Below are 14,150 nucleotides of genomic sequence, written 5' to 3' on the forward strand. Positions count from 1 at the left end.
AATCCTGAATTCAATGTACGATTTATGCAGATTCAATGATTTTTGGGGGAATTAGTTTTTTGCCGAGCGTTCATGGAAGTCTAGCCACAGCAAAATGCCTGCTCGTCTCCCTTCACAAGAAGACCAGCGGACGACTAGATAGAAAGCCGATATCACGTGATTGCTAGCACGGTCACAATGTAGTCATCTGATCGGCTAGGTGACACTCCCTGCTCTCCCACACCAAAGGGCCTGCCCCCCATCCTCTCAAAGCCATGCCCCTGGGTCGCTTATTCTGTGGATAAGCCCCTCGCCTCCCTGATCGAGCAGGTGGCACAAGGTGGCAAGAATGGTATGATCCACACCCTTCGCTGCTCTCCAAATTTGGATATAGTCGGTGAAAGAGGATTTAGGTGAATGACGACACCTTCATGCGTCAGAAATTTTACAAACCCGCTTGTTGGTACATGTGTTGGTATGAAGCAAAACCGAACTGGGATATCTTTATTTATATCAGACAGTTACGCACCCTATTTGAGTCCTCTCCTCGCACCAATTTTGAAAGGGCTCCCAGACGGGGGCCCTTTTTCGTTTCAGGCCTACCATCACCCGTCTGCCGACACCGAGAGGTAGCTATGAGCACGATGACCACCCTTCGCCATTTTATGGCCGCCATCCTGGTAAGCGCAGGACTGTTTCTGGCACCGGTTTCCACCTATGCAGCAGAAGACAGTGCCGCTCGCGATATCCACCCAGCCATTGCCCAGGCGGATGCCCAGCGGGAAAAGGAAGCCAAGCGAAAGCGCTACCTGCTCCTGTTTCCCGCCGCGGTAATCGCCATTACCGCCGGCCTGATCATAATTACCCGCCGCCGCTGATTCACCAATCTCAGTGGGCGTGGTGATCCGCGCCCTGCAGTGGCGAACCATCCGCGCGGTAAAAACCGCTGGCCCCGTGCTCCACAAACCCCAGCGAAATCATCCGTCGCAAGAACGGATCTGATTCGTTGTCGCCCACATCGGCAAAATCCGTGCTCTGCCATTGGGTCCAAAGTTCAAAGGTTTCCTCGCGCGAAACACGCTGCAACGACACCAGTTGCCAAACGACTCCTGCGTCAGCCATGCGAGCAGGCAACTTCACCTGATCCAGCCATAACACCTTGTCACCATCTGCCCCCATATACTCCTGGGCCGGACACCCCTGCACAATGCTTGTCGAACCACTGACCATACGATAGTCATGGTGTTGCGGATCAGGCCAACCAGCGACGCCACGCCACTTCGCCTCCTTGCCCAGCGCCCGCAAATCACCGGCGGGATACCAGATCGTGCGTTGATACTGAGGAAACACCCGCAACAACGATGCAACCTGATCCCGGTGAGCCCATACACTGATCACCTCGCCGCGCTGCCACGCCACCTGATCCGCACCACGATAAAAATCCACGCTGTAACGCTGCGATCCGGCATAGATATCGTAGCGCGCATGCACCACATCTCCCTGACCTTTCATGCAGTCAGCAGATGCCACCGATGCCAGCGCACCCAACAACAAACCCATCCACAGTTTCATTTCTTTCCCCATAAAAACAGGGAGGCCAAAAGCCTCCCTCTGCGTAGTGTCGCAACCTTTACTCAGGCAGCAGACCCGCTGAGCGCGCCATCACATGGAAGATCAGGCTCTGCTCATTGGTGCCAGTCAGCAGGTGCGCACCCGGACCACGCGCCCAGACACCCACATCCTCACCCGCATGGGTTTCAGACCCCATGGGAATCAGCGCCTCCTGGTGATAACCCGCAGACTCGGTATCCACCGCAGAAATATCCTTGCGTCCCGCATCGACTGGCACACCATACCGGGCATCCGCATCATGCTCGTCACCCAGATCCGCAAAACCCGGACCATTGGTATAGCCCAGCGTGGTATAAGGCAGGTTATCCCCGGCCAGGCTTGGCGTCGCCTCCGGCTCGCCGCTGCCATCGTTGGTAACCACCTTGCCCAGAATCGGATTACCCCTTGTCGGATAGCCGGCAATGGTAAACACATGACTATGATCTGCAGTGACGATAATCAGCGTGTCTTTCTCGTTGGTCTTGTCCATCGCCACTTGCACCGCGTTGGCCAGCTCCACCGCATCCGTCAGGGCGTTATAGGCGCTGCCAGCATGGTGACCGTGATCGATACGGCCTGACTCCACCATCAGGAAGAAACCATCCTCATCACGAGACAGCATGTCGATACTTTTGGCGGTCATGTCGCTCAGTGAGGGCTCATCCTTGTTATTGGCCTTGCGATCAGAGTCGTAGCTCATGTGGCTGCTGTTAAACAGACCAAGGACCGGCCCTGCAGTGGCCGCATTCAGGGCGCCAAATTCGGTACCCGTTTGCACATAGCTACCGGTGGGATGCGCCGCCAGCCACTCCGCCGTCAAGTCACGATCATCCGTACGCTTGCCGCCATCCGTATCAGGCAGAAAATGGCGACGCCCACCACCCAACACCACATCAATGCCGTCTCCAGCAGCAAAGGACACCAACTGATCAGCAATATCCTTACAACCGTTCTCCTTGGCTTCAGCGCTCAGACCGTCGTCAGATTCCCAATTGCGCTCCGGGCTTTTGGCGTAGGTGGCCGCCGGTGTGGCGTGAGTGATCCGTGCCGTAGAAATGATACCGGTGGCCTTGCCCTGGTCTTCTGCCAGCTCCAGCGCCGTCACCAGTTCAGCCCCCTGACTGGATGCACAGTCGGCACGGGCCGCACTTTCTGCAACACCAATCACGCCCGCCTTGGTTTTCACCCCGCTCATCATGGCAGTCATGGTGCCGGCAGAATCCGGCGTTTGCTGGTTGGTGTTATAGGTTTTGACCAAACCACTGAAAGGCATGGTTTCAAAACTCAGGCGGTGCTCCTCACCGTCCTTACCCTCCATCTGGCCTGCCAGAATTCGAGTCGCTGTCACGGTGGAAATACCCATGCCGTCCCCCACAAAGAGGATCACATTCTTGGCCGCACCCACCTCATTATTGATCTTAACTTTACTGGCCGCGTTAACGACCTGGGCTCCCTCCCTGAACCACGGGGAAGACAGTTGCTGGGGATTAAACCGCAGAGCGCCGTCTTCCCCTTTCCCATCCTGATTGCTATCACTTCCACCACAGGCAGCAAGCAAAGCAGCTGACGCGACCGCGATCGCCAATGTATGCATTTTCATTTTCTTTCTCCTTACTTGCCGGATGAAACGACTGCTGCGCGAGTCATGATGTGGAACAACGTGTTCTGCTCAATATTGCCTTGCACCAACCAGGAACCAGCCCCCACCGCATGCAGGGAAATATCCTCTCCGGCATGGGTCTCTGACCCCATCGGCACCAGCGTTTCCTGGTGATAACCCGGCGCTTCCACATCTACTGCCGAGAGATCTTTACGTCCGGCATCCGCCGCACTGGCATAGCGAGCATCCGCATCAGTCTCATCACCAAGATCCGCATACCCCAGCCCATTGGTGTATCCCAGAGTGGTATAAGGCATGCCATCGCCAGCTTGAGCCGCCGCCTCTTCCGGAGCTCCGCTACCATCATTGGTGACGACCTTGCCCAGGATCGGATTCCCCTTGGTGGGGTAACCCGCAATGGTGAACACATGGCTGTGATCCGCCGTTACCAGGATCAGGGTTTCGTCCAGATCCACCGCATCAACGGCAGCCTGAACAGCATCCGAAAACGCCACCGCATCATGCAGCGCGTTATAGGCGTTGCCAGCGTGATGGGCATGATCGATTCGGCCGGATTCCACCATCAGGAAGAACCCTTTATCGTTTTTCTCCAGCACCTGGATGGCAGACTCGGTCATCTCGGCGATGGTGGGCTCATCACTGCCAGAAGCAGCACGATCCGCGTCATAGCTCATATGCGATGAGGTAAAAAGCCCCATCAACTTGTCGGTAGATGACAGATCCTGCCCATCAAGCTCGGTACCGCTTTGCAGGTACACAGCCTGCTCACCACTGTCCTCGTAGCGCTGCAGCCATTCGGTAGTCAGGTCACGACCATCCTGGCGCTTGCCGCCTTCCTCGCTGGGAAGAAAATGACGACGGCCGCCCCCCAGAATGACATCCACCCCATCGCCATAAGAGTAAGACACCAACTGATCGGCGATATCCTTGCATCCACCACTCTTGGCTTCTTCGGTGAGCCCGTCATCCGACTCCCAGTTACGCTCCGGCACGCGCGAATAGGTGGCAGCCGGGGTGGCGTGGGTAATACGAGCGGTACTGACCACACCGGTAGAACGACCGGTAATTTCCATCAGGTCCAGAAAGGTATTCAGCTCATTACCTTTAGAGGATGCGCAATCCGCACGCAGCCCCTCGCTGCTGATATTGATCATGCCCGCCTTGTTTTTCACACCACTCATCATGGCGGTCATGGTGCCGGCGGAATCAGGCGTCTGCTGATTGGTGTTATAGGTTTTGACCAGAGCGCTATACGGAAAGGCTTCAAAGGAAAGCAGGTTTTCTTCGCCATCCCCGCCAGCCAATTGCCCCTGAAGAATACGAGCAGCAGTCAGCGTTGAGATCCCCATGCCATCGCCAACAAAAAGAATGACGTTTTTGGCACGCTGCGTTTCCCGTGAAAGGTCCGCCTTTTCAACGACTTTCTCACTTCCTGCGGTGAACCAGTCACTGGAAGACTGATAGGCCGGCAAGGCCACACCATCTGCATTGGCAGACACCATAACGCCCGCCGCCAGCCCGGTAAGGGCCAGCTTGAAAACACGCTGAGACATGAGTTATCCCCGGTAGATGTTTTGCTAGAAGGGCACCATCTAATAGGGAACATGTTGCATTTTGACTTCAGAAAAACGGCAAAGTAGTGATTTGTGACTTTCGTTCAAAAAAACGCATTGAACGAACGGAGAGGTTGGGACAGCAGCAGAGCAATAAAAAAATGCATCGGGGATTTGCGGGGGAGGGGGAGGTGGCTAACCCAACCAACTATTTCCAAACCCGGCATCCTACAGCTCAACAGGCTCAAGCAGCACGACCATACCTCTCTCACCCGCCCAAGAAAATCAACAGGAACAGCAACTGTCATTATTACCGTTAATCTAAATCGAGGCTTCCCACTACCCCCAAATGGGGTATGACGGTCACCGACAGGAACGTTACCCTTAAATGACAAGAACGCGACTCCCGCCACCCGATGGGGAGCACCACCACAGGAAAAGTGAATGTCGGTGAATTACCCTGACAACGCCCAAGGAATGGCGATCCCCGAGGATGTAGCAGAACCTCAAGACCAAGCCAACCTGACACCGGATAGCACACAGATGGCGCGCCTGGACCGGCTGGTATCCAGCCTATATGCCTGTGTGGACAGCGAGGAAGGGTTTCATCCCTTCCTGAACTGTATTCGCGAAGAATTGCACCTCACCAGTGCCAGCTTTGCCGTATTCCAGAAAGAGCCCCAGAAAAAAGGGCTATATGGCTGGAACATTGGCTACCCCCCAGGGATCATTTCCCTGATGCTAAAAACCGGGCTGGTGTTCAAGGACAAAGCCATTGCCGAAGCACTTGAAAACGGTCCGAATTCACTGTTCAGTTATGCCAATGGCGACCCCGACTACGACCTGCTGGCGGAAATGTCCACCTTTTCTCGTACCTGGATTCGTGCCGCCGGCATTATCGATAGCGCCACCATCGCCTTTACCAACCGCTATCAGCAGCATGTCATTCTAGTGCTTAATCGCCACAAGTCCCTGAGCGTCTTCGACCAGGGTGACATGGCACTCCTCGCTCGCCTGAAAAAGCATATCGAAATTGCCATTGATCTCTACGAGCGCATTCATCGCTCAGATCAGGTGTTCAACAACCTGAAAACCAGTATTTCGCTGCTAAAACAGCCGGTGGCAATTTTTTCGCCGGTAACCACGCTTATCACAGCCAGTCCGACATTCGTTGCTATGGGCAGCCGTTATGGGGCATTTCATATTGATGAAGAAGAGAAACTGATTGCGTTCAAGGATGAGGGATTCGGTCTCGCTTTTTACACCCAGCTAGGGCTGTATGTAAGCGGTGAGACTTCAGCTTTGGACGACAGCGATACCCTCTACTTGCACACTGGCGCCCTGCCCTTGCGTTTTTCGCTCACTCCGGTGAAGAACCAGAACACCCACAACCATAATGTACTGGTGGAAATCTTCGACCCCAACCAATGCCGCGAACCTTGCCCTGAAGAAATACAAAAGATTCTCAAGGTGACGGATTCCGAGGCCCGCGTATGCCTGGGACTGTTAAAAGGCAGCAGCCCGGCAGACATTGCCGAGCAACTGGGTCTCGCGATCAGCACCGTACGCGGCTATATCAAATCCATTCTTCAAAAAAACAACTTCAATCGACAAGTCGATCTGGTCGCCCACCTGCTCCGCATCTGTTCCTGATATCATCAGGTCCCGGGAGGCAGGTAGCGACTCCAGATCAGGACCAAAATCACTTTCATCAAAGAGCATACAGAGAAAATCGTTGCTCTATCTCTGTTTACTGTGTGCCCTCTGCCCCTCTGTGGAAAATTTCTCTTTTCAAGACTGTGACTATCGCGCCTCACACCCTGACAGTCACTTCAACAATGCACCTGGAGCACCTTAAAACCCTTAGTCGGCACTTTTGTGGGAGCGGCGGTTCCGCCGCGATGCACCGAACCATGATGCAAGCGCCGTGTCGCGGTCGAACGCCCGCTCCCACAGGTGGAGATTTCCTGGCATGGGTGCTGCTTTTTGTGGGAGGTTCACTGCTCGATAAAAGGCCAGGCTCAAAAACACTCCCCACACAAAACCAAGAACACAAAAAAGGCGAACCTCAAAAGAGGTTCGCCTTATGTCCGCCAATCGTGATGGCAGCGGCAATCAGATCAACGCATTATTCTTTAAAACTTCAGCCCCAGGCCCAGCGCAGCCCCAAAGGTTTCGCCCTCACCCTTGGTTGCCGCCAGATCCAGGCTAAAGGTATCGAACGGTGTAAAGCCAATACCCGCAGTAAAAATATCGGATACTTCATTCTTCATATCGGCACGGTAGCCCACCCGCAGATGTGCATGACGCCCGGCTGAAAGCTCCGCCCCCACGCTAGCAAACTGGCTATCGCCAACCAAGCCATAACCCCGCCGTTTACTCAAATCCAGATCCGCCTCCGCCTTGAAGAAGGTGGAGTGATAACCGGCCCCCACCGTCAACACCGGGGCCATGCTGTAATCCTCACCATTCGTACCATCCACGGTCTGTGGAATCAGATTCTCAATGGTGCCCGCCACACGATACTGGCCGGCCTCCCCGAATTTTCGGTTCGCGCCCAGGTCAATGTTCAGAGTGGATTTATCCTTGGTATTCTCAGAATCCAGCACATCGTCACTTTCGAAATTGCCCACCCGCTGCACATCATTCACCAGTGTGACTTTCTGATACTTTACCGTTGCCCCCAAATCAGTACCCGCAATAAAACCTTCTGACGGCTTAAAGCCCATCATCAGGCCCAGTTCGCGGGTCTCGATACCACTTGCATGAACTTCGGACAACAGGTCATCTTGATCAAAAGGCTGCTGATTCAAAATAGCGCTATCCGCAGGATTATAGATCGCAGTCGCACCAATCTGAGCGGTGCTTTTTACCACCACCGCCAACGGCAAACGTTGATTGGGAATACCGACCATCACCGCCGCCCCGGCATCCACCTGCAACAACTTGCCGCTCATGGATTGCAACAATGCATCGGCGCGATCCGCATCACCATTATTATCTTCCAGATCATCCAGCTCATCACCTGCCTCATCCAGATCATCCAGCATGTTGTCCTTATCGGAAGCCAACACCCCCACATTCAACGAAAAGGCAAAGTTGTCTTTTTCATCAAACTCATTCATCAATGCCGGGTTCAGCAATGCCTGGTTATATTCCCCCATGGTCAACCCCACACCACCACGCGCCATAGCACGGGCATCATAGGATTGCACTGCCATCGCCGACACTGGTGCCAACAGTGCCGCAACCCCCAGAACTTTAAACTGCTTCATTATTTTCCCCCTATTATTTTTACATCCAAACATCGGCTACATCGTATTGCAGTTCGCGTTGAGAAACATCCCCCAAATGGGGGTACGCTATTCGCTGAAGTCGTGATTCGCTTTTTTAGGAGCGGCGCTCGCAGCGCGATAAAAGACCAGGATCAAAAACAGTTTCACCACAGAGGGCACAGAGCAACCGCCTTTCTTTTTCTCAGTGATCTCTGTGCCCTCTGTGGTAAACACCGCTTTCTAAAGGTTTGGCTTATCGCGCCGCAAGCGACGCGACAACACCTGAATCCGTTTCCTCGCCTTTTGGTGGGAGCTTGCTTGCCAGCGAAAGGGCTAAACTACGGCAGGGTCGCGCACCGTCACCTAACGGCAATAGCGATACACATCCCGCTGCTGATTATCCCCCAAGGCATCCAGCGCACTGGCGCTGGAGACAAACACCACACAGCGGCCATCATCGGCAATACGGGGCTGACCCGATTCCCGGTCCGCTTGCTGGCCACTTTCACTGACACTGACACGCCGAACGTAATGCAGAAGGCGGTCATAAATGAATACATCACGCACCCCGTTGTAATCGTACTGCACCAGGTTGCTGGCATCGGAGGCATAGGCGATGTAGCGGCCATCACTGGACACACTTGCCCGGTAGCTGTTGCCATTGGCCTGCTTGCCGTCCCAGGTCAGGCTGACTCGCTCGATGGTCTTGTCCACCACCTGATAGAGAAAGATATCGCGTTTGTTGTTGGTGTCGTTTGGCACCAGATCCGAGGCATCAGACTCGAACACAACGTAGTCGCCAGCACTACTAATATGCGGCCGGAAGGAATCGCTATCGGCATTGGGGTCGATGGCGGTACGGCTGACTTTGATGGTTTCCCTGGCATTCATGTCGAACAGGAAAATATCACGAGCGTCATTATCATCGTTGCGCACCAGACTGGTTTCCGCCGACTCGAACGCCACCCAACTGCTGTCGTCTGCCACGCTGCCACCATTACTGGATGGGGAAAAACCGGTATTGCCGGTAACCCGATCGTGGCAGTATAAAAAGTGCTTGAACTGCCCTACCCCGGCGGCAAGATTGCGCGCATTGCTGTTGAAAAACACCTGGCTGCCATCGCCGTTCAGGTCGGCCAGGGTACTCGGGAAGGACGCCGCCTGCGCCCCCTCGGACGATACATTCCCCAACGAGAGCAGGCCACTTACGCGATCCAGAACAAACACATCCTGCTGGCCGTTGGCGTCACCCGGCACCAGGTTGCTGGCCTTGGAATGAAACGCCACCACCAGGCCATCCGCAGACACCACCGGCAACAAACTATCGTCGTTGCCCCCTGCCAGGCTGGCTTCACTGGCACGGCGCAGCACACCGCTGGCGATATCCAGAACGAACACGTCCACCCAACCATTGTTATCGCCGGCAGTCAGATCCGTGGCGCTGGAGACAAACGCCACCACCCCGGCATCCGCAGACAATGCCGGAGAGTGGCTGTAGCCATTGGCGGGCAACCCTGCCTGATTGCGGCTCAGGCGAGTGAGCGTTGCCGGCGTGTGGGTTTCAGAGCCGTCGTAGGGATTGCTGCCCTGGTAAATTTCGTCCTCGTTGCTCACCCCGTCGCCATCAATATCGGCATCGCAGGCGTCACCCCGGCTGTCATCATCCAGATCAAGCTGGTCCACATTAACTACCAACAAGCAATTATCCGCCCCGTCCAGCACGCTATCGCTGTCCATATCGGCAATCAGCGGCGAGCTACCCAACTGGTATTCCTGCAAGGCGGTGAGGCCATCGTGATCGATATCGAGAGCGGCATCGGCGGGGTTGCCCGGGTCCAGGCCAAAGCTCAGTTCCCAGCTATCGAGAATGCCATCGCCATCCTGATCCGGGTCACACACATCCCCCAAACCATCCTGATCCAGATCCTGCTGACCTGCGTTGACCACTTCCACGCAGTTATCGTTATGGTTGAACACCCCGTCGCCATCGGTATCCGGGTGATGCTCCCGGGAATCCAGATCGAGCCATCCGAGCGGATCCCATGAGTCGCAACCGGCGAGCAAGGTGACCAGCACCAGAAGTGATGCAAGGCGGCGTGCCTTGCAGGTAACGGCATTCATGTATTTATCCTGTGCGGAGAAAGGCATTCCCGTTTGTTTTTCCTGTGGCACGCTCTGTGTCCCCTGTGCTCACTGCAAGGCGCTGATGTTTGGCCACGGTTAGAGCATGTTTTCGCGGCGGAACCGCCGCTCCCACAAAACAGGAAGCGCCGCCCACCCTCCCCCTTGTGGGAGCTTGCTTGCAAGCGAATCTACCATTGCTCCGGTCTGGCACCCTTCGCGTGCAAGCACGCTCCCAGAGCAAGAAAGAGGTAAGGCAATTTTGTGGGAGCGGGATATCTGTGCCTTGAGGCATCCAAGCTGGAGGTTCGCACCTCAGAGGTGCTCCTACAGCCGGGCAGGCCCCATTGCCCATCTTCTTCCAAGCCTAATGCCAGCAGCAAAACCGGCCATCCCCATCCCGGCCTTTCGTTATTAATTATTAACTATTCATTGCTTTATTCAGTTTCCGCCACGGACGAGACGGACATAGTGGTTACTGTTCTTAACGTTGGCGCTCTCGTAGCCGACCTCGAAGTGGACGAACCAGGCGTCGTAGGCGTCCGCCGCATAGGGCGAGGACGTCCAATACCAGTTCGACACCGTCGATGGAAACAGGCTGCTATTGATGGCCGGTGAATAACACGCTGTCTCCGCCAGGCTTTTCAGCTCCCGGACATTGGGCAGGCGCCAGTCGGTTTGCCCCAACAAGCTGACACCGTTGGCACTCTGGGCCTGCTCCAGGGCGGTTTTCCAAGTATGGGTACTGGCGCTGCCGGTACACTGGTCGTCGCTGCCATCGTTGGCAGTATTATCCACCCAGGTTTGGCCCACCGAACACTTGGCCCAGGTCAGCGCGGTTTCCTTGTCGGTGACGGTGCCATCGAAATTGTCGATATAAATGCTGTCTGGCTTGGTCAGCACGATATTGGCGTTACAGGCAGCCCATAGCGGTGAACTCCACACACAACACAGCCCCAACAGCACCGGCAAAAAATCCCCGTTCTTCATTGCTCCACCCCCAAAGGCAAGGCCCCGCCCTGCCTTTCGTTATTAATTATTCACTATTAACTATTCATTGCTTTTTAGTTTCCGCCACGGACGAGACGCACATAGCGGACATAGCCCTTATCGTTGGCGAGCTCGTAGCCGCCGCCGCTGAAGTTGACGCTCCAGGCACCGTAGGCGCCCACCGCATAGGGCGAGGACGTCCAGTAATAGCTGCTTACCGTATTGGGAAAATAACCGGTATCGATGGCCGGGCTAACACGATCCTTGCTGGTAATGCCCAGCAGCTCTTCATCGCTGGGCAGACGCCAGTCGTTATACCCACACCAGCCCCCCGCTGCGTTGACGTCGCTGACGAAGGTTTCGGTGTCGCAGGCGCTGCCGCCGGAGCAGCTGCCACCGCTGGCGGTGCCGTCGCTGCCGCCGTTGTTGCTGCTGTCGGTGTTGTACCAGGTGTAGGTGTTGGCGGCATCATGCAGGCCGCCGCTGCCGCTGGTGGTTTTCACTTCCCAGATCAGGCCGGTGACGTTGTCTTCGACGCAGTTCCAGCTTGGGGCGCTGGCGGCCAGCGGGTTGCCGCTGCTGTCGAGCTTGGTGAAGCTGAAGCCGGCGTGGCCGTCGCTGTTGTCGTTATGGGTGACATCGCGGCCGAAGTGGGCATCCTGGCCGGCGGGCACGGGGTCATCGCCATCCAGCCCTGCACTGGTGGTGGTGACGTTGACGGCCGCACAATCCAGATCGTTGTTGTGGTCTGCGCCGGTGTCATAGGCGTAGTCACCACACAGCACAATGCCAGTATCGTTCAGCGGCCGGGTAGCCACTAACGCCGGCGCGCTGAGTTTGTCGTCCGGGTTGGTGCCGTCGATGTATTCCTGGTGGTTGCTGATGCCGTCGCCATCACGGTCGGTATCGCAGACATCACCGATGTTGTCGCCATCTTGGTCGAACTGGTCGGCGTTCATGTTCAGCGGGCAGTTGTCCACATCGTCGTTGCTGCCGTCGCTGTCAGAGTCCGGCTGATTGGGGTTGGTGCCCGCCAGGAATTCTTCCTCATTAGTGAGGTTATCGCCATCCGGGTCATCGGCGCTGGAATCGCTGCTGGTGCTGAAGCCATTGGCCGCTTCCCAGCTGTCGGGCAGGCCGTCGTTATCCTGATCGTTGTCGCACACGTCACCGAAGGTATCGCCATCGCCGTTGGCCTGGTCGGTGTTGGCAGTGCCGGGACAATTGTCGATATCGTCGTTGACGCTGTCGTTGTCGCTGTCCGGGTTGGCCGGGTCGGTGGTGGTGTACTGCCAAGTGAGACGGATGTCGAACTCCTGCAGGTTGCTGAGGCTGTCGGCATCATCGTTGTTGCCGGCATCGGCGACATCCAGCGGGTCGAGGCCGTGGTCGGCTTCCCAGCTGTCGGCCATGGTGTCGCCGTCGTCATCGGCATCACAGGCATCGCCAAAGGCATCCCCATCCTTGTTGAGCTGGCTGGCGTTGGCGGTGGCCGGGCAGTTGTCCACGTCGTCGAGCACGCCGTCGCCATCGCTGTCGCTGGCTTGCGGGTCCAGGCTGCTGAGTACGCCGTAGTAACCGCCATTGCTGGTGACGGTGAGCGCCCACTGCTGCTCGCTGTACTGGTATTCCTGCAGGTTGGTGAGATTGTCGCCATCCGGGTCGGCACTGGCATCGGCAGCGTTCAGACTGTTCAGGCCGTTGCCGTTTTCCCAGCTGTCGGGCATGCCATCGTTGTCATCGTCGTTGTCACAGGTGTCGCCAAGGCCATCGCTATCGGTGTCGGTCTGGGTGCTGTTGGCATCCAGCGGGCAGTTGTCGCTGGCGTCGCCGATGGTATCGGCATCGGTATCCGGCTTGGTGGGATCGGTGCGGGTGACAAAGACTTCCGCGTAGTCGGTGAGGCCGTCTGAATCAGTGTCTTTATTGTTCGGGCTGGTGCCGTAGGTGCCGGTTTCATCGGCATCGTCAAGGCCATCGCCGTCACTGTCGGTGGTGGGGGCAACGCCGTTGGCCACGGTGGGGTCGGTGCCGTTTTCCAGCTCATCCTTGTCATCGATGCCGTCGCCGTCGGTATCTTTCTTGAGCGGATCGGTACCGTGGGTATGTACCTCTTCCCCGTCGCTGAGGCCATCGCCATCAGAATCCGGGTTGTTCTTGTCGGTGCCGAGGCGATCCTCCTCGGCGTTGACCAGGCCGTCGCCATCGGTGTCCCGGGTATCCCGGTCGCCGCAGGCAATCAGCGCACTAAGCAGGCCCGCCATAAACAGGGCGGCAAGTGGTTGTTTCATGACGAAGTTCCCCCAGTGGACGTGATCCTCTTCTCTTTTCTTATTCTCGCCATTTATATTGATGCCAATATTTCTGCACAACCCCCATTTGGGGGGTATCGGCAAAACCACCCTATGAACGGACATTTTAGAGGGAGAAAAGGGATCATCGTGGAATTAGCGGGAAAGTCTGACTGGACATCCGTATCAGCAAGTGCAGCCCGATATTTCCTGTGGGAGTGGCGGTTCCACCGCGATGTGCCGGGCCATGGTGGAAGCTCCGTATCGCGGTCGAACGCCCGCTCCCACGGGGAGCTCCTCTCCCACATCCATGGCCGTGCGATTCAGGTCAGGACCAAAACCCTTCTCAAAACAGAGGTCGCCAAGCACACAGAGATAAAGCAATGGTTTTTCGAGGTGACTGTGGCCATTTCTATTATCAATCAGGGTCATGATCCGCCATACCTCAAATGGGGGTTGTGTGAAAAACTGGGATCTATTAGCTTGACGCGAGAATAAAACCGGGGTGATCGGAGATAACACTCATGAAGGGAACGTTCAGAATCGCCAGTCTGGCGGTGGCGGTCGCCATTGCTGGATGTGGGGGCGGTGGCGGTAGTAGTGGCGGGGGAAAAGCCCCGCAGCCTGCTGCCAAAAGCGCAGTCAGTGGGGCAGTGACCAAGGGGCCGGTGGCTGGGGCCCAGCTGTATCTCTACCAGATGGGTGCAGA

11 protein-coding genes are annotated in these 14,150 nt (G+C 56.1%); 4 read left to right on the forward strand and 7 right to left on the reverse strand.

Annotation, left to right across the window (positions count from 1 at the left end):
• Positions 1-614 precede the first annotated feature (614 nt).
• Entirely contained in the window at positions 615-857 is a 243-nt protein-coding gene (locus tag Y5S_RS12995) for a hypothetical protein (protein ID WP_231552689.1), read from the forward strand.
• A gap of 10 nt (positions 858-867) precedes the next feature.
• Here the strand turns inward: Y5S_RS12995 and Y5S_RS19205 are convergent, their stop codons facing one another.
• Genes Y5S_RS19205 through Y5S_RS13010 form a run of 3 tightly spaced genes read right to left on the reverse strand, consistent with a single transcriptional unit; the run spans position 868 to position 4,764 of the window.
• The gene (locus Y5S_RS19205; RefSeq protein ID WP_156107763.1) at positions 868-1,551 is read right to left on the reverse strand and encodes a hypothetical protein; all 684 of its coding nucleotides are present in this window, start codon (positions 1,549-1,551) and stop codon (positions 868-870) included.
• Positions 1,552-1,609: 58 nt separating this feature from the next.
• A complete protein-coding gene (locus Y5S_RS13005; RefSeq protein ID WP_035233506.1) occupies positions 1,610-3,190 on the reverse strand; it encodes an alkaline phosphatase in 1,581 nt (526 codons plus the stop codon).
• A gap of 11 nt (positions 3,191-3,201) precedes the next feature.
• Entirely contained in the window at positions 3,202-4,764 is a 1,563-nt protein-coding gene (locus Y5S_RS13010) for an alkaline phosphatase (protein ID WP_035233507.1), read from the reverse strand.
• A gap of 444 nt (positions 4,765-5,208) precedes the next feature.
• On the opposite strand from Y5S_RS13010, the gene Y5S_RS13015 reads away from it, so the two are divergent.
• Positions 5,209-6,417 (forward strand): helix-turn-helix transcriptional regulator, encoded by a 1,209-nt coding sequence (locus Y5S_RS13015; RefSeq protein ID WP_035233508.1) that lies wholly within the window; start codon positions 5,209-5,211, stop codon positions 6,415-6,417.
• Between the two features lie 482 nt (positions 6,418-6,899).
• On the opposite strand, the gene traF is transcribed toward Y5S_RS13015, so the two are convergent.
• The 4 genes from traF to Y5S_RS13035 all read right to left on the reverse strand — a co-directional run bounded on the left by traF (position 6,900) and on the right by Y5S_RS13035 (position 13,441).
• Positions 6,900-8,039, reverse strand: coding sequence for a conjugal transfer protein TraF (gene traF / locus Y5S_RS13020; RefSeq protein WP_035233509.1), 1,140 nt, complete (start codon positions 8,037-8,039; stop codon positions 6,900-6,902).
• Between the two features lie 363 nt (positions 8,040-8,402).
• Positions 8,403-10,160 carry a TolB family protein gene (locus tag Y5S_RS13025; RefSeq protein WP_035233510.1) on the reverse strand — a complete coding sequence of 586 codons (1,758 nt, stop codon included), beginning with the start codon at positions 10,158-10,160 and terminating at the stop codon, positions 8,403-8,405.
• Between the two features lie 441 nt (positions 10,161-10,601).
• The gene (locus tag Y5S_RS13030) at positions 10,602-11,150 is read right to left on the reverse strand and encodes an Lcl C-terminal domain-containing protein (protein WP_035233511.1); all 549 of its coding nucleotides are present in this window, start codon (positions 11,148-11,150) and stop codon (positions 10,602-10,604) included.
• Positions 11,151-11,224: 74 nt separating this feature from the next.
• Positions 11,225-13,441, reverse strand: coding sequence for an Lcl C-terminal domain-containing protein (locus tag Y5S_RS13035; protein WP_035233512.1), 2,217 nt, complete (start codon positions 13,439-13,441; stop codon positions 11,225-11,227).
• Positions 13,442-13,456: 15 nt separating this feature from the next.
• On the opposite strand from Y5S_RS13035, the gene Y5S_RS19880 reads away from it, so the two are divergent.
• Both Y5S_RS19880 and Y5S_RS13045 read left to right on the forward strand, forming a co-directional pair.
• Entirely contained in the window at positions 13,457-13,939 is a 483-nt protein-coding gene (locus tag Y5S_RS19880; protein WP_035233513.1) for a hypothetical protein, read from the forward strand.
• A gap of 26 nt (positions 13,940-13,965) precedes the next feature.
• A partial coding sequence (locus tag Y5S_RS13045; protein WP_035233514.1) for a hypothetical protein occupies positions 13,966-14,150 on the forward strand: 185 nt, incomplete at its 3' end.

The organism is Alcanivorax nanhaiticus (assembly GCF_000756665.1).
Lineage (GTDB): Bacteria > Pseudomonadota > Gammaproteobacteria > Pseudomonadales > Alcanivoracaceae > Alcanivorax > Alcanivorax nanhaiticus.

Excerpts from the sequence above, each read along its gene's own strand:
- Y5S_RS12995 (WP_231552689.1), top strand. The coding sequence starts at position 615 with ATGAGCACGATGACCACCCTTCGCCATTTTATGGCCGCCATCCTGGTA.
- Y5S_RS19205 (WP_156107763.1), bottom strand. The coding sequence starts at position 1,551 with ATGAAACTGTGGATGGGTTTGTTGTTGGGTGCGCTGGCATCGGTGGCA.
- Y5S_RS13005 (WP_035233506.1), bottom strand. The coding sequence starts at position 3,190 with ATGAAAATGCATACATTGGCGATCGCGGTCGCGTCAGCTGCTTTGCTT.
- Y5S_RS13010 (WP_035233507.1), bottom strand. The coding sequence starts at position 4,764 with ATGTCTCAGCGTGTTTTCAAGCTGGCCCTTACCGGGCTGGCGGCGGGC.
- Y5S_RS13015 (WP_035233508.1), top strand. The coding sequence starts at position 5,209 with ATGTCGGTGAATTACCCTGACAACGCCCAAGGAATGGCGATCCCCGAG.
- traF (WP_035233509.1), bottom strand. The coding sequence starts at position 8,039 with ATGAAGCAGTTTAAAGTTCTGGGGGTTGCGGCACTGTTGGCACCAGTG.
- Y5S_RS13025 (WP_035233510.1), bottom strand. The coding sequence starts at position 10,160 with ATGAATGCCGTTACCTGCAAGGCACGCCGCCTTGCATCACTTCTGGTG.
- Y5S_RS13030 (WP_035233511.1), bottom strand. The coding sequence starts at position 11,150 with ATGAAGAACGGGGATTTTTTGCCGGTGCTGTTGGGGCTGTGTTGTGTG.
- Y5S_RS13035 (WP_035233512.1), bottom strand. The coding sequence starts at position 13,441 with ATGAAACAACCACTTGCCGCCCTGTTTATGGCGGGCCTGCTTAGTGCG.